The organism is Pseudomonas sp. GW821-FHT01A09, from assembly GCF_058986725.1.
The window spans coordinates 75160-93716 of record NZ_JBYSWB010000012.1 but is presented as its reverse complement, the minus strand read 5'-3'; the positions used below and the strand labels follow the sequence as shown (position 1 = coordinate 93716).

The following is an 18557-nucleotide window of genomic DNA, read 5'->3' as shown; positions in this document are numbered from 1 at the left end:
TCAGTGCCCTTCGCTACTTTCACTATGGCGATAGGGCAATGCCGCCCTCGCCTCCTCGGCATAGGCCAGAATCCCGACCCGCTCCTTTTCGAGAAACTCCTGCACGGCCGCTTTCAGCCCTGGATGCAGCAGATAGTGCCAGGACCGCGTAATGGTCGGCTCGAAGCCGCGAATCAATTTGTGCTCGCCTTGGGCGCCGGCATCGAAACGCTTGATGCCCTTGGCGATCGCGTAATCCATGCCCTGATAGAAGCACGTCTCGAAATGCAGCCGATCGAACTCGGCCAGGCAGCCCCAGTAACGACCATACAAACTGTCCCCGCCCACCAGGCTAAAGGCCATCGCCACCGGACGTTCGTCCTGCAGGGCGAACACCACGCGAATCATTTCGGGCATGCGCTCGGCCAGCAGGCTGAAAAACTCCCGCGTCAGGTACGGCGATTGCCCCCGCACCGCGTAGGTGTTGGCGTAGCACAGGTAGACGAAATCCCAGTCTTGCTCGTTCAACTCGTGCCCTTCGCGCCACTCGAAGGCCATGCCCTGGGCCGCTACCTGCTCACGTTCCTTGCGCATCTGCTTGCGCTTGCGCGAGCTGAGCGTGTCGAGAAAATCCTGAAAGTCCCGATAGCCGCGGTTGTGCCAGTGATACTGGCAACCCAGACGCTCAAGCCAACCTGCCTGGCCGCGCATGTGTTCATCGAGCGCGGGCTCGGTAAAGTTCAGATGGGCGCTGGAAAGGCCTTCGGCAGTCAGGTACTCCGGCAACTCGCGCAGCAACGCCAGGCCGTCATCCAAGTGGCGGGCCAGCAGACGCGGCCCAGTCACCGGACTGAAGGGTACCGCGCACAGCAGCTTGGGATAATAGGCGATGCCGGCGCGGCGACAGGCGTCGGCCCAGCCGTGATCGAAGACATACTCGCCATAGGAGTGCCATTTACGGTAAGCAGGCAGCGCGGCCACCAGTTGCCCGCCCTCTTCCAGCAGCCGATGCTCGGCACGCCAGCCCGACTTGGGCCCCAGGCTGCCGCTGTCTTCGAGGGCCGAGAGAAACCCATGGCGCAGAAAGGGCTGCGGTTGATCGAGCAAAGCGTCCCACTGGGCGGGGGCGATGTCAGCGAGGCTGGAAATAATACGAACGGACATGACCCACCTCGACGCAAGAATAGGTCGAGTATCAGCAGATAGACCGCGCCTCGCAAGGCGGTGCGAGAATTTTCATGCGAAGAGGGACAATCGGCGCCCACAAAAAAGGCCGACAGAGTGGGCGCCCTGCCGGCCAAGTTGATTGTAGGAGCAATCAAGACTGAATAATAACAGCCATCACCACTGACAACCTTTAAACATCCTTAATTGAAACTTTATCTATAAATTTCATGCCATCTAAAATAGCAACTTAATATCATCCTCAGAAGATATTGATTGGGTATTCGGTAATCAGGCGGGTCTGAATCAGTTTGCCGCCGGTGGACGCATCGCCATCGTGCCAGGCTTCACGCAGGTGGAAGGTCAGGTGCTTGGCGGGACCCGATTGCACCGCATATTTCACCTCAGCATCGGTTTCGTGCTCGCGATCGTCTGCACCATAGAAACCCGAGTAGGCAGAAGAGCTGTCCACGTGAGTCCCGTCAATGCCATAGCCACGGATATGACGGGCCATGAAGCCCAGACCCGGTACGCCATAGTTGGTCATGTCGAGGTCATAACGCACTTGGAAGGACCGTTCGCCAGGGCCGTTGAAGTCCGAGTACTGTACCGAGTCCGCCAGGTTGATCGAGTTGCCGAAGCGACCAGAGGCGTCATTGTCACCGAAGCCGACATAGTCGAACGGCTCGTCGCCCTTGATCTTCTGTCCGGCCAAGGTAAAGGTGTGCGCACCGAGGGTATATGCCGCCGACAGCGAAGTCGCGGTGGTGTTGATGGTACCGGCTTTCGCGTCGCCGTCATCGAGCGTGCGATACAGGTTGAAGTCCACTGCCACGGATTGGTTGTCGGTGAGTGGATGGACCAGGTTCAGGTTGACGTAGTACTGGTTCCACAAATCTTCATAGTGAGCACCGTACAGCGACCCCGTGAACTCTTTGCTGAACTGATACTTGGCCCCGCCATAGCTGACCGAACTGGTGTCGACCTGGGCATAGGCAGCCATGATGTCACCGCTATGCGCCGCGGTGGTGTTGCCGGTACCCGAGGTAAAGTGACCGCCTTCCAGATTCAAGCCAGCCCATTCGTGGCTGTTGATCAAAAACCCTGACGCGGTTTGCGGCATCAGGTAGTTGTCGGCGGTAGCGAAGACCGGCGCAGTCGGTTGCAGATCGCCCACTTTCAGCACGGTGTTGGACACCTGGAACTTGACGTCACCGCCAGCCTTGGACACGCCGTGCTTGGGATCGCCGTCGTTGTCGGTAGGGATGTTCGGACCGCCCGCACGGTCAGTGGTGCCATCGATACGCAACGCGAGGTCGGCGAAGGCATCGACACCGATACCCACTGTGCCCTGAGTGAAGCCGGAGCTGAAGGTTGCCATCAGCGCCTGATCCCAATCACGGGTGTGCCCGCCGCCGCCGGTCTGATTCCAGACCATGTTGCGGTTAAGGATGTTCAGGCTGCTATCCGCGACGAAGCCTTTCGAATCTGATTGATCGCTTGCTTGTGCCAACGTTGGCAAGGCCATGACCACTGCTGCGGCCACCGCACTCAATTGCAACGTGTTAAACATTTTTCTCATTTTATGTCACTCCCCTGCACGAAAATCGTGTAGCGGCATTAAGACGACGGCGAGATACAGCGACCAATGAAACCGAATTAAAACTTTGATATGAAAGTTTATGTAAATTAATTATTTATGACGGTGGAACTCTTTTCGTTGCAATGACGATTGCCTATAGCGACCCGAATAATGCTTCGACGCCCATGGGAAAAATCGGCGATAGCCCCGCCCGCTGTGCTTTTCCTCGGCTTCCACCTACGGCGGCTAATCATCGCAACCGCTCTATCCCGGCCCTCTTGGCGGCTAAATCGCTTCATCAATCTGCTATCAAACAGCCATCTCTCTGTCATAAACGCTCGCAATACTGGCGCCTGTTTTTACCACCGGGGGTGGCAAGCCTCCACATGACCGGGCCAGGCGCCCGGCGTGCATTCAGGCGATTTCGCCGTATTAGCGTTGGGGAGTTCACACATGGGTTTTGTATCTAAACGCGCCGCTGCCAGTCTGTGCGGCGGCCTGGTTCTCGCAGCCAGCGCTTCGGCCAACGCGGCTGTCGACGCCAAGCTGCTGGAAATGCTGAAAGCCAACGGTTCGATCACATCTGCTCAATACAGCGAGCTGCAAGGCGAACTGGCCAAGGATCAACAACAAGCCGCCGCCGATGCCGCACAGAAGAAGACCGAGATGTCGGCCTTCGATCAAAAAGTCGCCTGGGCCGCCAAGACTCAGATTCACGGTGACGTCCGTGTTCGCCAGGAGAACATCGACCAGGATCACGGCTCCAGCACTTCGGACGGCGATCGCATCGCCGACCGCCAACGCATCCGTGCCCGTCTGGGTGTGTACAGCGAGATCAATCCGCAAGTCGACGCTGGTATCCGCGTGGCCACGGGCGGCAGCAACGATACTCGCTCGACCAACCAGGACCTGAACGGCAACTTCTCCAAGAAGTCCCTGTGGCTGGACCTCGGCTATCTCGACTGGCATCCGACTGCCGTGCCTAACCTGCACCTGATCGGCGGCAAGATGAACCAGCCTTGGGTGAGCATGGGCGACGTGATCTGGGACAGCGACATAAACCCGGAAGGCGTGACCGCTACCTACAAGCTGCCACTGAGCAAAGACGCATCGCTGTTCGGTAGCCTGGGCTACTACTCCCTGACCGACAACGTCGACGGCGAAGGCTATCAATACAACCACGACCTGAGCCTGTACGCCGGCCAGTTGGGTGGCAAATTCAACATCGGTAACGCTGTCGGCGTGACCGTGGGTGGCAGCCTCTACACCTACAACAACGAAGACAACAACGGCGACAACACGGCGAACACCGCGCTGAGCCGCAATGGCAACTCGATCGCCAACGAGAATTTCCGCCTATGGGAAGGCTTTGGTCAGCTCGATATCAAGAACCTGCCGATCCCGTTGGCGCTCTACGGCCAATACGTGAAGAACAGCCAAGCGGTGGACAGCGACGACAAAGCCTACCTGGTAGGCGTCAAGACCAAGCTGGGTGACTTCTCGCTGGACTACAACTACCGCCGCGTGGAAAACAACGCAGTGGTCGGCGCGTTCACCGACTCGGACTTCGGCAACGGCTACACCGGCGCCCACGGCAGCAAGATCAAGCTGGGCTACGACATCGACAAGAACTTCGGCCTGGGCGTGACTTACTTCATGGCCAAGACCAACACCCAATCCAACGGTGCCCTGGCTGCCCAACGCGACGACGACGTCAACACCCTGCAACTGGATCTGGAAGCCAAGTTCTAAGGGTTCCAGCCCCAACAGAAACGCCGGCAGCTGCCGGCGTTTTTTATTTCCTGGTGGTCACCGCCGCGAGCTTCAACGCTTGCGCAGGATCACGCTACCGATCGAATAACCCGCCCCGAACGAGCTCAGCACACCCAATGCGCCGGGCGGCAGATCGTCCTGATAGGTGTGCAGGGCAATCACCGAACCCGCCGAGCTGGTGTTGGCGTAGGTATCGAGAATGACCGGCGCTTCTTCTACCGTAGCGTCGCGCCCCAGCAGCTTCTTGACGATCAGGTGGTTCATGCTCAGGTTGGCCTGGTGCAGCCAGAAGCGCTGCACGGCGCTGACCTCGATATCGTTCTCGGCCAGATGCTGGGCGATCAGTTCGGCGACCATCGGGCAGACTTCGCGGAACACCTTGCGGCCTTCCTGGACGAACAGCTTGTCGATGGCATCGATGCTCTCCTCAGCGGTGCGATTAAGGAAGCCGAAGTTGTTGCGGATATTGTTCGAGAACTGGGTCAACAGCTTGGTGCTGACGATCTCGAACTGATGCGCCGAGGTCGCCAGATCGGCGCGCTCGACCACCACCGCCGTGGCCGCGTCACCGAAGATGAAGTGGCTGTCGCGGTCGCGGAAATTCAAATGCCCGGTGCAGATCTCCGGATCGACCACCAGCACCGCCCGCGCCTGCCCCAATTGCACGCTGTTGGCGGCAGTCTGGATACCGAAGGTGGCGGACGAGCAGGCAACGTTCATGTCGAAGCCGAAGCCCTGAATGCCCAGCGCCTGCTGTACTTCGATGGCGATGGCCGGATAAGGCCGCTGCAGGTTGGAGCAGGCGACGATCACCGCGTCGATGTCGGCGGCGGTCTTGCCGGCGCGTTGCAAGGCCTGCTTGGCGGCAGCGGTGGCCATTTCGCAGAGAATCGATGGCTCGTCGTTGCTGCGCTCGCGCAGCCGTGGCTTCATCCGCTGCGGGTCGAGAATACCGGCCTTGTCCATGACGAAGCGGCTCTTGATGCCCGAGGCTTTCTCGATGAACGGTGCACTGGATTCGCCGAGGGCGACCACATCGCCGCGCTCGATAGCGGCGGCGTTGTCATGGTTGAACTGGTGCACATAGGCGTTGAAGGACTCCACGAGTTCTTCGTTGGAGATGCTGTCGGCCGGGGTGTAGAGCCCGGTGCCGCTGATGACGACGTTATGCACGATCGTTCCTCTTTGAATGACGCCAATGTTGTAAGTTATTGAGCGGCCGAGTGTGCCATATTCGCGGGCGATTGGCGCGAGTCGCCTAGCCCTCGACCTGGCTCCACTGCTTGCTCAGACGCTTGTCCGAGACCGGCACCTTGGTCCCCAACTGCTGGCCGAACAACGATACCCGGTACTCTTCCAGCCACCAGCGAAACAGCTCCAGTTGCGGATCACGCTTGCCTTCCTGGCGGTGCTTGTCCAATCGCGAGGCATATTGCGCCCAGTAACCGGACAGCTCGCCGCTCCAGACTCGATCCTTCTGCACCTGGGCCGGCAACTTCTCGAGGCGCAGTTCGATGGCCTTGAGGAACCGGGGCAGCTCCTTGAGCCACACCCCGGGCGTCTCGCGCACGAACCCCGGATAGACGAGGTTGCCCAGCTGCTGCTTGATATCGTTCAGGGCAACGGCCTGGGCCAGGTCGATCTTGCCCTTGAAGCGTTTTTGCAGGCCGTGCCACAGCTTGAGGATGTCCAGCGTCAAGCGTGCCAGGCGTTCGGCATGCTCGGCCCAGGTCCCACGCTTGCGCTCGGCCAGCGACAGCAAACCGGCGCCGTCACGGGGCAGGACCGCCTCGCCTTCGAGCACGCAACTGTCGAGGCTGGCCAGCAGGATGTCTTCCACCAGCGCATCAATACGCCCCAGATCGCGGTACATCAAGCCTAGCTCGGTCAAGCCCGGCAGCTTGCCGCGCAGGAACTTGGCCGGTTCCGCCAGTTGCTGCAACAGCAGCCGCTGCAACGCACGACGGTGCTGGAATTCTGCCTCGGCGGCGGTGGAGAAGCGCCCCTCCTTGACCGTGCCGCCCTCCTCCACCAGCGCCGGGTAGACCGTCAGCGACAGCCCGGCGATGTTCTGCTGAGTGGTTTCGGCCACCGCGGCGAAGACCTTGGCCTCCACCGGCTTCTGGTTCTTCGCGGTCGCCGGCACCGCCAGCGCGGCCTGGCTGGCCTGGGCGAAACGCGCGGTCAGCTCGGCCAGATCACGGCCCTCGCCGAGGAACTTGCCCTGGCCGTCGAGCACTTCGAGGTTCATGCGCAGGTGGCTTTCAACCTGCTGCTCGGACTCGGCCCACGCCTCCTCGGAGACGCGCGCTCCGGTCATGCGCAGCAATTCGCGGCCCAGGGCCTCGGGCAGCGAGCCCTCGGCGAAGGTCATGCGCTGCAGGGCCGCCTTGACGAAATCCGGCACTGGCACGAAGTTCTTGCGCAGCGCCTTGGGCAGGTTGCGTACCAGGGCGATGCACTTGGCCTCGATCAACCCCGGCACCAGCCACTCCAGGCGCTCGCCCGGCAGTGACGGCAACAGCGGCGCTGGCACGGTCAGGGTCACACCATCACGGGGATGGTTGGGCTCGAAGTGATAGCTCAGCGCCAAGGTCAGATCGCCCAGACGCAAGGTGTCCGGGTATTGCGCGGCGGTGACTTCGCTGGCCTCGCGGGCCAGTACGTCTTCGGCGCGCATGATCAGCAATTGCGGGTCTTTCTGGCTGATGACCTTGTACCAGCTGTCGAAGGTGGCAGTCTGGTGAATCTCCGCCGGTACCCGAGCGTCGTAGTAGGCGTAGAGGGTCTCTTCATCGGCGAGGATATCGCGGCGCCGCGCCTTGGCTTCGAGGGCATCGAGCTGTTCGAGCAGTTCGCGGTTGGCGCTCAGGCAGCGCGCCCGCGACTGGATCTCGCCGCGCACCAGGCCTTCGCGGATGAACAGCTCGCGCGAGGCGACCGGGTCCACCGGACCGAAATGCACCGGCCGCCGGCCGATCACGATCAGCCCATACAAGGTGACTTGCTCGAACGCCACCACCTGACCGCGCTTCTTCTCCCAATGCGGCTCGAAGTAGTTGGTCTTGACCAGATGCCGCGCCAGCGGCTCGATCCAGTCCGGCTCGATCTTGGCCACCATGCGCGCGTACAGCTTGGTGGTCTCCATCAGCTCGGCGGTCATCAGCCACTGCGGGCGCTTGCGGCCGATACCGGACGAAGGGTGGATCCAGAAGCGCCGCTGCCGGGCGCCCAGATAGTCGCCGTCTTCGGTTTTCTGGCCGATCTGGCTGAGCAAGCCCGAGAGGATCGCCTTGTGCAGGCGCGGATAGTCGGCCGGGTCCTTGTTGACGGTCAGTTGCAGATCGCGGCAGATCAGCCCGAGCTGGCGATGGGCATCGCGCCATTCGCGCAGGCGCAGGTAGTTGAGGAAGTTCTTGCGGCACCAGTTGCGCAGCGGGCTGGAGGTCAGGGCCAGGCGTTGTTCTTCGAAGCCGCGCCATAGATTGACCAGCGCGGCGAAGTCCGAGTCGGTGTCCTTCCACTGCGCGTGGGCTTGGTCTGCCGCTTGTTGACGTTCGGGCGGCCGCTCGCGCGGGTCCTGCACCGACAGCGCACTGGCGACGATCAACACTTCCTGGAGGCTGCCTTGCTGCGCAGCCTCGAGCAGCATCCGCCCCAGCCGCGGGTCCACCGGCAAGCGCGCCAGTTGGCGGCCCATCGGGGTCAGCTGATTGTCGCGGGTCACGGCCGAAAGCTCTTGCAGCAGGTTGAAGCCGTCGGTGATGGCCTTGCCATCCGGCGGCTCGATGAACGGGAAGGCGTCGATGGCGCCGAGGCGCAGATGCAGCATCTGCAGGATCACCGCCGCCAGGTTGGTGCGCAGGATCTCGGGGTCAGTGAAGGCCGGCCGCGCGTTGAAGTCTTCTTCGCTGTACAGGCGCACGCAGATGCCCGGCTCGACCCGGCCGCAACGGCCCTTGCGCTGGTTGGCGCTGGCCTGGGACACCGCCTCGATGGGCAAACGCTGAACCTTGGCGCGATAGCTGTAGCGGCTGATGCGCGCGGTGCCGCTGTCGATCACGTAGCGGATGCCGGGCACCGTGAGCGACGTTTCGGCGACGTTGGTCGCCAGCACCACCCGGCGGCCCGGATGGGACTGGAAGATGCGCTGCTGCTCGGCCGGTGACAGCCGCGCGTACAGCGGCAGGATTTCGGTGTGTTTGAGCTGCGCCTTGCGCAGCATGTCGGCGGCGTCGCGGATCTCCCGCTCGCCGGGCAGGAACACCAGCACGTCGCCCGGGCCTTTGCCGTTGCTGCGTTCGAAGTGGGCGATTTCATCCAGGGTGGCGATGATCGCCTGGTCGACGCTGAGGTCTTCCTCGACGCTGTTGCCCTCTTCGTCCTGCTCGCTGGTCAGCGGCCGGTACCAGGTATCCACCGGGTAGGTGCGCCCAGACACCTCGATGATCGGCGCCTTGTCGAAGTGCTCGGAAAAGCGCTCCAGATCGATGGTCGCCGAGGTGATGATGACTTTGAGGTCCGGGCGACGCGGCAGTAGGGTCTTGAGGAAGCCGAGTAGAAAATCGATGTTGAGACTGCGCTCGTGGGCTTCGTCGACGATGATGGTGTCGTACCGCTCCAGAAAGCGGTCGTGCTGGGTTTCGGCCAGCAGGATGCCGTCGGTCATCAGCTTGACCAGGGTGTTGCTGTCGCTTTGATCTTCGAAGCGGACCTGATAGCCCACCAGCCCGCCCAGCGGCGTGGCCAGTTCTTCGGCGACTCGGGCCGCGACACTGCGCGCGGCAATGCGTCGAGGCTGGGTGTGAGCGATCTGGCCGTGCTGGCCGCGGCCAAGCTCCAGGCAGATCTTCGGCAACTGGGTGGTTTTGCCGGAGCCGGTCTCGCCGGCGATGATCAGCACCTGATGCTCGGACAGCAGCTTTTTGATCTCGTCACGCTTGGCGGCGATCGGCAGGTTGTCGTCGTAGCGGATGGTCGGCACGCTGTCGCGACGCGCCGTGACCCGGGCGCACGAGGCCTGCAGTTTCTCGACCCATTGCGCCAGCTTGCCCTCATCGGGCTTTTTGCGCAGTTCCAGCAATTGGCGTCGCAGGCGGTGGCGATCGCCGATCATGGCGTGGTCGAGGGTGTTGAGCAGGTCGCCAGTAGCGGGAGTCTGGAGGGTCATCAGGTACGTCGAAGTCTTCTACAGGAGGGCATTTCACCGTGATCGGGCATTATCGCAGAAATGCCCAGCAGCGTGGGCATGAGGGGCATCTGAAGATTCTCGCCGGCTGTGACGGCCCCTTCGCGAGCAAGCTCTGCTCCCACAGTGCGGGGTACAGATGTGGGAACATGGCTTGCCAGCGAAGGGGCCCGGTAAGCTCTGCCCCCACAGTGCGGGGTACACCTGTGGCAGCATGGCTTTCCAGCGAAGGGGCCCGGTAAGCTCTGCTCCCACAGTGCGGGGTACAGATGTGGGAGCATGGCTTGCCAGCGAAGGGGTCTGCAGAGTCACCGTGCAAGCCGCCTGGGATCAGGCGATCTTCTTCAGCCCCAGCTTACGCAGCTCCTCGTCACGCAGCTCGCGGCGCAGGATCTTGCCGACGTTGGTGGTGGGCAGCGCGTCGCGGAACTCCACTGATTTGGGCACCTTGTAGCCGGTGACATTGGCGCGCATATGCTCCATGACCTGCTCCTTGGTCAGGGTCATGCCGGGGCGCACTACCACGAAGATCTTGATGACTTCGCCGGACTTTTCGTCCGGAATGCCAATGGCCGCGCACTGCAACACACCCGGCAGTGAAGCCAGGACATCTTCCAGCTCGTTGGGATACACATTGAAACCCGAGACCAGGATCATGTCCTTTTTCCGATCGACGATGCGCATGTAGCCATCTTCCTGGATCAGAGCGATGTCACCGGTCTTCAGCCAGCCTTCGCTGTCGAGGATTTCATCGGTGGCTTCCTGGCGCTGCCAGTAGCCCTTCATCACCTGCGGGCCCTTGATGCACAGCTCGCCGATTTCCCCGAAGGACAATTCGCGGCCGCTGTCGTCGACCACCTTGCATAGGGTAGAGGGCACCGGGATGCCGATGGTGCCGACCTGAATCTTCTGGATCGGGTTGACGGTGGCCACCGGGCTGGTCTCGGTCATGCCGTAACCTTCGCAGATGGGACAACCGGTCACTTCTTTCCAGCGCTCGGCGGCGGCCAGTTGCAAGGCCATGCCCCCGGACAGGGTGACCTTCAGCGACGAGAAATTCAGCGCGCGGAACTCGGCGTTGTTGCACAGCGCCACGAACAAGGTGTTCAGGCCGACGAAACCGCTGAACTTCCACTTCGACAGCTCCTTGACCATCGCTGGCAAGTCGCGCGGGTTGCTGATCAGGATGTTGTGATTGCCGATCAGCATCATCGCCATGCAATGAAAGGTGAAGGCGTAGATGTGATAAAGCGGCAATGGCGTGATCAGCACCTCGCAGCCTTCATCGAGGTTGGACCCCATCAATGCCTTGCACTGCAGCATGTTGGCGATCAGGTTGCGATGGGTCAGCATCGCACCCTTGGCAATGCCGGTGGTGCCGCCGGTGTACTGCAGCACCGCGACGTCATCGTGCCGCGGATCGGCTTCACGCACCGGCTGGCCATGGCCCTTGCGCAGCACGTCGTTGAAACGCACCGCAGTGGGCAGATGGTAAGGCGGCACCATTTTCTTCACGTACTTGATGACGCTGTTGACCAGCAGACGCTTGAGCGGTGGCAGCAGGTCGGCCACCTCGGTGACGATGATGTGCTTGACCTTGGTCTTGGGCACCACGCTCTGCGCCAGATGCGCCATGTTGGCCAGGCACACAAGGGCCTTGGCGCCGGAGTCGTTGAACTGGTGTTCCATCTCCCGCGCGGTATACAGCGGATTGGTATTGACCACGATCAGGCCGGCGCGGATAGCGCCGAACACCGCCACCGGATATTGCAGCACGTTGGGCAACTGCACGGCGATGCGGTCGCCGGGCTGCAGATCGGTGTGCTGCTGCAGGTAAGCCGCAAAGGCGCCGGAAAGCTCGTAAAGCTCGCCGTAGGTGAGGGTCTTGCCCAGGTTGGTGAACGCCGGTTTGTCGGCGAAACGCTGGCAGGACTGCTGCAACACTGCCTGGATATTCGGATACTGATCCGGATCGATATCGGCGGCGATGCCCACCGGATACTTATCCTTCCAGAAGTTGTCGATCATCGAACCCCGCTCCTCCAGCCACAGCCAAGACTCACCGCATTTGATGCGGCTATTATTAAAAGTGTCGCCAGGCTTCCCCACAACAGCGAGATAGAGCCAAAGCGCGGCCGAGAGTAGCAGCTTTGCAAAATGGCCACCAGTGGGCCGAGCAAGGCTTAATGGTCATATCCAGAACCAAAATACAGCTACCAGTCACATATAGAGTATTTATCCCACTCCGTTGCCCCGCCCACCACTCGACCCCGCAAGGGCTGTACACATAAAACAAGTCAGCCTTTGTCCCTCAGCTCGCGCCGCAAGATCTTGCCCACGGCCGTCATCGGCAGGCTGTCGCGCAGCACGATCTGATGGGGGACTTTGTAGCCCGTGAGGTTGGCTTTACAGAACCGCTTGAGCTCCTCGATATCGAGCCCTGCGCCGCGCGGCACCACGAATAGCTTGACCGCCTCCCCCGTGCGCGAGTCCGGAACGCCGATGGCGGCGCAGTTGGCGACGCCGGGATGGCCCATTACCACCTCTTCGACTTCGTTGGGGTACACGTTGAAACCCGAGACGATGATCATGTCCTTCTTGCGATCGACAATGCGCACGAAACCATCACTGCTGATGATGGCGATATCGCCGGTCTTCAACCAGCCGCCGCTGTCCAGGGCTTGCGCGCTCGCCTCGGTGTTGTTCCAGTAGCCCTTCATCACCTGCGGGCCCTGGATGCACAGCTCGCCGCGCTCGCCCAGCGCCAGCTCGACGCCTTGGTCATCGATGACTTTGACCGCAGTGCCCGGCATCGGGATGCCCACCGAGCCCAGCTGAGCACTGGGCCCATAGGGATTGGCGCAGGCCACGGGGGAAGTCTCGGTCAAGCCATAGCCTTCGACGATGCGGCAACCGGTCAGCGCCTGCCAACGCTCGGCCGTGGCGGTAGACAACGCCGTACCGCCCGAATTGGTGACCTTCAAGGAGGAGAAATCGAGACTGCAAAACTGCGGGTGCTCCATCAAGGCGACGAACAGCGTGTTGAGCCCCAGCAGCCCGGTGAAGCGCCACTTTTTCAGCTCCTTTATAAAGCCGCCGATATCCCGCGGATTGGTGATCAGCACGTTGTGATTGCCGCTGACCATCATGCACATGCAATTGGCCGTGAAGGCATACACATGGTAGAGCGGCAGCGGTGCGATCATCACCTCCTGCCCCGGCTCGATCATCCGCTCGCCGCCTTCGCCACGCTGGGAGAAACAGGCCTGCACCTGCAGCATGTTGGCAATCAGGTTGCCGTGACTGAGCATCGCGCCCTTGGCCAGGCCGGTGGTGCCGCCCGTGTACTGCAGCACCGCGGTGTCGTCCTGATCGGCCGGCACCGGCACAGGCGGCAATTGCGCCTGCAGTATCTGGCGAAACGCCACCGCTTGGGGCAGGTGATAGAGCGGCACCATTTTTTTCACCTTGGCCACCAGCAGGTTGACCAGCCAGCCCTTGGGTGCTGGCAGCAGATCACCCATTTTCGCCTCGATGAGAAATTCGATACGGGTGTCGCCCAGCACCTGTTCGACCTTGTTGCCGAACAGATTGAGGTACACCAGCGCCCGCACCCCGGCATCCTTGAACTGATGGCGCATCTCGCGCACGGTGTACAACGGATTGGTATTGACCACCACCAGCCCGGCCAGCAACGCCCCGAACACGGCAATGGGGTATTGCAGGACGTTGGGCATCTGGATGGCGATACGGTCACCAGGGCGCAGCGTGGTGCGCTGCTGCAGCCAGCCGGCGAAGGCGCGGGCATGGGCGTGGAGCTGGGCGTAATCGAGGGTCACCCCCAGATTGCTGAAGGCCGGGCGCCGAGCGAAATGCTCACAGGAGCGATCGAAGACCTCGACCACGGAGCGATAGGCAGTCAAATCGATGGACGAGTCCACACCCGCGGGGCGTTTGTCGTTCCAGAAATCGGCATTCATTATTATTGTCCTCAGGCTGCGCACCGACGCCTGCCGAACCCCATGCAGGGCAAGCACAGCGCAGCGTTCAGGACGTTAGCAGGTCAGCGCGAGCAGGCCCACAGGCAATGCTTCACTATTAACATCGTGAATCTATTTAATATAGAGGCATCGCCAATGTGCTCCACTGCGCTTGGTCGGACGTCTCAACACCCAAGCAGTATTCGTCACCGCCGCCGCCCACCACCTTGTTCACCTGATGCACGGTGCATCGCGGCTTTTCACGTTCAGCGAAGGATTCTTCTCCATGACCCAAGTCACCAACACGCCTTACGACGCGCTCGAAGTCGGCCAGACCGCCAGCTACAGCAAGACCGTCGAAGAGCGTGACATCCTGTTGTTCGCCGCCATGTCCGGTGACTGCAACCCCGTGCATCTGGATGCCGAGTTCGCCGCAGCTACCATGTTCAAGGAGCGCATCGCCCATGGCATGTTCAGCGGCGCCCTGATCAGCGCGGCCGTTGCCTGTGAATTGCCTGGACCGGGGACTATCTACCTGGGCCAGCAGATGAGTTTCCAGAAGCCGGTTAAACTGGGCGATACCCTGACCGTGCGCCTGGAAATTCTCGAAAAGCTGCCGAAATTCCGTGTGCGCATCGCCACTCGCGTCTTCAACCAGCGTGATGAACTGGTGGTGGACGGCGAAGCGGAAATCCTCGCGCCACGCAAGCAGCAAACAGTAACGCTGGCGAGTCTGCCGGCGATTCAGGTGGGTTGATAGAGACGGGAATACAGGCGAAAAAAAAGGCGACCGAAGTCGCCCCAAATGCCTTGCGTGCCTGTTTGCGAATGCATGGGGCAAGAATAACCGCAGGGCAGCGGGGCTGCATTGACCTGCGTCAAGATGAGCGCAGGGTCATTTTTTCTTCGGTTTCTTTTTCGCTTTCTTGCTGCCTTTGCCCAGCGGCAGCGCCTGTTCGAACGCCTGACGGACTTCCTTCAGGCGTTTTTCGTTGAGGTCATGCACGCGCTTGGCGCGTTCGGCAGAGAAGTCGATCAGGTTCGGGTCGTCGCTCATGGTCATGCCACATTGGCTTACGGGATGCGCCCATAATGGCGGCTGCCGGCCCCGGTGACCAGCCCTGGCGTCAGACCTCGATATTGATCAGCAGTCCCTGGCGCGGCTCGTTGTCGATCAGCGGCGCCACCGGCACCGTGTCATCAGGGTTGAGTTCGTAGCCGGGCACCGGCAGATAGGCTTCAGGCTCCTCGGCTTCGGCCTGCTCCTCTTGCTGGCCCTCCCCGTGCTGCTGGCGGTTTTGGCGCTGGAACTCTTCATGCAGGCGCTGTGCGGTCTCGTCCTGATCACGCTGGCGGAATTCTAGCGTCGGATTCCCCGGGCTGGCCTGAACCGGCGCCACTGGCGGGATCGCTGGCGGCTGGCGCACGGGATCCAGTTGCGACGTCACGGGCACGGCACTGATGGGTAAATGGGGCGGTATCATGGTTTAGGTCTCCTGTCGCCAAGCTGTCGGCGGCGCGCGAGGCGACTTGAGTCCATTTGTCGCACCTTGTATCAATATCGTTACCTGCATCACACTTTTACACACCACCGGCCGCCTCCAGTGGGACCGGGCTCTGCCCTGGAAGGCGCCAGTCGCAACAGCGCATCGCCTGATTCGCGGGCAGCCCCTACTCCCACTCGATCCATTACTGGTGGACCGCCTCTGTAGCGAGGGGGCTTGCCCCCGAATGGATCGTGCCAGCCACGCAGATGGCATTGACGTACCGCCATCGGGGGCAAGCCCCTCGCTACAGGGTAATTTCAGTGGCAACCGATGTTTCTGACCAGAGTCTTTGGCCCTCGGTGTCCCTATCCGTTAGAATAGTCGGCTTTTTAGGGCGGGAGTCAGGCAGCATGGCGCAGCAGTATCAACCGGGGCAACGCTGGATCAGCGACAGCGAAGCCGAGTTAGGTCTAGGCACCGTTCTGGCACAGGACGGCCGCTTGTTGACCGTGCTCTATCCGGCCACTGGCGAGACTCGCCAATACGCCCTGCGCAACGCCCCGCTCACCCGAGTGCGGTTTTCGCCAGGCGACATGATCACCCACTTCGAAAACTGGAAGCTCAAGGTCGTCGAGGTCGAGGACGTCGATGGTCTGCTGGTCTACCACGGCCTCAACAGCCAGAACCAGCCCTGCGTGCTGCCGGAAACCCAGCTATCCAACTTCATTCAGTTCCGTCTGGCCAGCGATCGCCTGTTCGCCGGGCAGATCGACCCGCTGGCGTGGTTCTCGCTGCGCTACAACACCCTCGAGCACACCAGCAAGCAACTGCAGTCCTCGCTCTGGGGCCTGGGCGGCGTGCGGGCGCAGCCTATCGCGCACCAGTTGCACATCGCCCGGGAAGTGGCCGACCGTATCGCTCCGCGGGTATTGCTGGCCGACGAAGTGGGCCTGGGCAAGACCATCGAAGCCGGCCTGGTGATCCATCGCCAGTTGCTGTCGGGCCGCGCCAATCGCGTGCTGATCCTGGTGCCGGAAAACCTTCAGCATCAATGGCTGGTCGAGATGCGCCGGCGCTTCAACCTGCAAGTGGCGCTGTTCGATGCCGAACGCTTTATCGAAAGCGACGCCAGCAACCCCTTCGAAGACGCGCAACTGGCGCTGGTCTCGCTGGAGTGGCTGACCGATGACGAAAAGGCCCAGGACGCGCTGTTCGCCGCGGGCTGGGACCTGCTGGTGGTTGACGAAGCGCACCACCTGGTGTGGCATGAAGAGAAGGCCAGCCCGCAGTACTCGCTGGTCGAACAGCTCGCCGAGGTCATCCCGGGCGTACTGCTGCTCACCGCGACCCCGGAGCAACTGGGCCAGGACAGCCACTTCGCGCGCCTGCGCCTGCTCGACCCCAACCGCTTCCACGACCTGGCCGCCTTCCGCGCCGAGAGCGAAAACTATCGCCCGGTGGCCGAAGCCGTGCAGGAACTGCTCGAACAAGGCCGCCTGTCGCCTGCCGCGCACAGCACCATCCAAGGGTTCCTGGGCGCTGAAGGCGATGCCCTGCTGGCCGCCGTCAGCGATGGCGACAGCGAAGCCAGCGCGCGCCTGATTCGTGAACTGCTCGACCGCCACGGCACCGGCCGCGTGTTGTTCCGCAACACCCGCGCCGCCGTGCAAGGTTTTCCTGAGCGCAAGCTGCACCCGTATCCGCTGGCCTGCCCGGACGAATACCTCGAGCTGCCGATCGGCGAAAAGGCCGAGCTGTACCCGGAAGTGGCGTTCCAGTCTCAGGTCGACACCAGTGAGGACACCCGTTGGTGGCGCTTCGACCCCCGGGTCGAGTGGCTGATCGACACTTTGAAGATGCTCAAGCGCGTCAAGGTGCTGGTGATCTGTGCCCACGCCGAGACCGCCATGGACCTCGAAGACGCCCTGCGGGTGCGCTCGGGCATCCCGACCACGACCTTCCACGAAGGCATGAGCATTCTGGAACGCGACCGCGCGGCGGCATATTTCGCCGACGAAGAGTTCGGCGCCCAGGTGCTGATCTGCTCCGAGATCGGCTCCGAAGGCCGCAACTTCCAGTTTGCCCACCACCTGGTGATGTTCGACCTGCCCGCGCACCCCGACCTGCTCGAACAACGCATCGGCCGCCTCGATCGGATCGGCCAGAAGCACATCATCGAGCTGCACGTGCCTTATCTGCAGAACAGCCCGCAAGAGCGCCTGTTCCAGTGGTATCACCAGGCGCTCAATGCCTTCCTCAACACCTGCCCGACCGGCAACGCCCTGCAGCATCAGTTCGGCCCGCGCCTGCTGCCGCTGCTGGACGAAGGTGATGACGACGCCTGGCAAGCGCTGGTGGACGAGGCCCGTTCCGAGCGTGAACGCCTCGAAGCCGAGCTGCACAGCGGCCGCGACCGTCTGCTCGAGCTCAACTCCGGTGGTGCCGGCGAAGGCAAGGCGTTGGTCGAGGCCATCGAGGAGCAAGACGATCAGTTCGCCTTGCCCATCTATATGGAGACGCTGTTCGACGCGTTCGGCATCGACAGCGAAGATCATTCCGAAAACGCGCTGATCCTCAAGCCCAGCGAAAAGATGCTCGACGCCAGCTTCCCGCTGGGCGACGACGAGGGCGTGACCATCACCTACGACCGCCATCAGGCGCTGTCTCGTGAGGACATGCAGTTCATCACCTGGGAACACCCCATGGTGCAAGGCGGCATGGACCTGGTACTGGCCGGCTCGATGGGTAACACCGCCGTCGCGCTGATCAAGAACAAGGCCCTCAAGCCCGGCACGGTGTTGCTCGAGCTGCTGTATGTGAGCGAGGTGGTTGCGCCACGCTCGCTGCAATTGGGCCGTTACCTGCCACCGGCGGCCTTGCGCTGCCTGCTGGATGCCAATGGCAACGACCTGGCGGGGCGGGTGTCGTTCGAGACCCTCAACGATCAGCTCGAAAGCGTGCCCAAGGCCAGCGCCAACAAGTTCATCCAGGCCCAGCGCGATCAGCTGACGCCGCGCATCAACGCCGGTGAAGCCAAGGTCGCACCGCGTCATTCCGAGCGCGTCGCCGAGGCCCAACGCCGTCTGGCGGCAGAAACCGATGAAGAGCTGGCGCGCCTGACTGCCCTGCAAGCGGTCAATCCGACCGTGCGTGACAGCGAACTGGACGCCTTGCGCACCCAGCGCGAGCAAGGTCTGGCCATGCTCGACAAGGCCGCGCTGCGCCTTGAGGCGATTCGCGTGCTGGTCGCCGGCTGATACTTGTAGCAAGGGGCTTGCTCCCGATAGCGGCTTGCCCCTGACATGCCGCAATCGGAGGCAAGCCCCCTCGCTACAAAGGGCGCCGTTCTTATTCCGAAATAGTTGAAGCCACCTCGCCATCATCGCAAGGGTGCTGGGTATACT

General features: G+C 61.8%; 11 protein-coding genes. 3 read left to right on the top strand and 8 right to left on the bottom strand.

Translation table 11 applies throughout. From position 1 onward, the window contains the following. Together AC3WJP_RS15555 and AC3WJP_RS15550 are read right to left on the bottom strand one after the other, a co-directional pair. The gene (locus tag AC3WJP_RS15555) at positions 1-1143 is read right to left on the bottom strand and encodes a GNAT family N-acetyltransferase (RefSeq protein WP_493722157.1); all 1143 of its coding nucleotides are present in this window, start codon (positions 1141-1143) and stop codon (positions 1-3) included. Between the two features lie 262 nt (positions 1144-1405). Then, positions 1406-2716 carry an OprD family porin gene (locus AC3WJP_RS15550; protein ID WP_493722158.1) on the bottom strand — a complete coding sequence of 437 codons (1311 nt, stop codon included), beginning with the start codon at positions 2714-2716 and terminating at the stop codon, positions 1406-1408. A 462-nt stretch (positions 2717-3178) separates the two neighbouring features. Between AC3WJP_RS15550 and AC3WJP_RS15545 the strand changes: the two genes are divergently transcribed. After that, positions 3179-4477 carry a putative porin gene (locus AC3WJP_RS15545; RefSeq protein ID WP_493722159.1) on the top strand — a complete coding sequence of 433 codons (1299 nt, stop codon included), beginning with the start codon at positions 3179-3181 and terminating at the stop codon, positions 4475-4477. A gap of 72 nt (positions 4478-4549) precedes the next feature. On the opposite strand, the gene AC3WJP_RS15540 is transcribed toward AC3WJP_RS15545, so the two are convergent. From AC3WJP_RS15540 to AC3WJP_RS15525, 4 genes are all read right to left on the bottom strand, one after another. Continuing rightward, the gene (locus tag AC3WJP_RS15540) at positions 4550-5671 is read right to left on the bottom strand and encodes a beta-ketoacyl-ACP synthase III (RefSeq protein ID WP_493722160.1); all 1122 of its coding nucleotides are present in this window, start codon (positions 5669-5671) and stop codon (positions 4550-4552) included. A gap of 85 nt (positions 5672-5756) precedes the next feature. Continuing rightward, positions 5757-9668, bottom strand: a complete 3912-nt coding sequence (gene hrpA / locus AC3WJP_RS15535) for an ATP-dependent RNA helicase HrpA (RefSeq protein WP_493722161.1) — start codon at positions 9666-9668, stop codon at positions 5757-5759. A 348-nt stretch (positions 9669-10016) separates the two neighbouring features. After that, positions 10017-11714, bottom strand: coding sequence for a long-chain-fatty-acid--CoA ligase FadD1 (gene fadD1 / locus AC3WJP_RS15530; protein WP_493722162.1), 1698 nt, complete (start codon positions 11712-11714; stop codon positions 10017-10019). A gap of 269 nt (positions 11715-11983) precedes the next feature. Beyond that, complete coding sequence (locus AC3WJP_RS15525) at positions 11984-13666, bottom strand: long-chain-fatty-acid--CoA ligase (RefSeq protein ID WP_493722163.1); 1683 nt, start codon at positions 13664-13666, stop codon at positions 11984-11986. 286 nt (positions 13667-13952) lie between these two features. Between AC3WJP_RS15525 and AC3WJP_RS15520 the strand changes: the two genes are divergently transcribed. Further along, complete coding sequence (locus AC3WJP_RS15520; RefSeq protein WP_493722164.1) at positions 13953-14423, top strand: MaoC family dehydratase; 471 nt, start codon at positions 13953-13955, stop codon at positions 14421-14423. 138 nt (positions 14424-14561) lie between these two features. Here the strand turns inward: AC3WJP_RS15520 and AC3WJP_RS15515 are convergent, their stop codons facing one another. Both AC3WJP_RS15515 and AC3WJP_RS15510 read right to left on the bottom strand, forming a co-directional pair. After that, positions 14562-14723, bottom strand: a complete 162-nt coding sequence (locus AC3WJP_RS15515) for a hypothetical protein (RefSeq protein ID WP_493722165.1) — start codon at positions 14721-14723, stop codon at positions 14562-14564. Positions 14724-14793: 70 nt separating this feature from the next. Further along, complete coding sequence (locus tag AC3WJP_RS15510) at positions 14794-15150, bottom strand: aspartate-semialdehyde dehydrogenase (RefSeq protein ID WP_493722166.1); 357 nt, start codon at positions 15148-15150, stop codon at positions 14794-14796. Between the two features lie 413 nt (positions 15151-15563). Here AC3WJP_RS15510 and rapA point away from each other — a divergent pair, with 413 nt between their 5' ends. Continuing rightward, positions 15564-18410, top strand: coding sequence for an RNA polymerase-associated protein RapA (gene rapA, locus AC3WJP_RS15505; protein WP_493722167.1), 2847 nt, complete (start codon positions 15564-15566; stop codon positions 18408-18410). Positions 18411-18557: the final 147 nt, after the last annotated feature.

Coding starts and splice junctions, on each gene's coding strand:
- AC3WJP_RS15515 (WP_493722165.1), bottom strand. CDS start 14,723: ATGAGCGACGACCCGAACCTGATCGACTTCTCTGCCGAACGCGCCAAG.
- AC3WJP_RS15550 (WP_493722158.1), bottom strand. CDS start 2,716: ATGTTTAACACGTTGCAATTGAGTGCGGTGGCCGCAGCAGTGGTCATG.
- AC3WJP_RS15555 (WP_493722157.1), bottom strand. CDS start 1,143: ATGTCCGTTCGTATTATTTCCAGCCTCGCTGACATCGCCCCCGCCCAG.
- hrpA (WP_493722161.1), bottom strand. CDS start 9,668: ATGACCCTCCAGACTCCCGCTACTGGCGACCTGCTCAACACCCTCGAC.
- fadD1 (WP_493722162.1), bottom strand. CDS start 11,714: ATGATCGACAACTTCTGGAAGGATAAGTATCCGGTGGGCATCGCCGCC.
- AC3WJP_RS15520 (WP_493722164.1), top strand. CDS start 13,953: ATGACCCAAGTCACCAACACGCCTTACGACGCGCTCGAAGTCGGCCAG.
- AC3WJP_RS15545 (WP_493722159.1), top strand. CDS start 3,179: ATGGGTTTTGTATCTAAACGCGCCGCTGCCAGTCTGTGCGGCGGCCTG.
- AC3WJP_RS15525 (WP_493722163.1), bottom strand. CDS start 13,666: ATGAATGCCGATTTCTGGAACGACAAACGCCCCGCGGGTGTGGACTCG.
- rapA (WP_493722167.1), top strand. CDS start 15,564: ATGGCGCAGCAGTATCAACCGGGGCAACGCTGGATCAGCGACAGCGAA.
- AC3WJP_RS15510 (WP_493722166.1), bottom strand. CDS start 15,150: ATGATACCGCCCCATTTACCCATCAGTGCCGTGCCCGTGACGTCGCAA.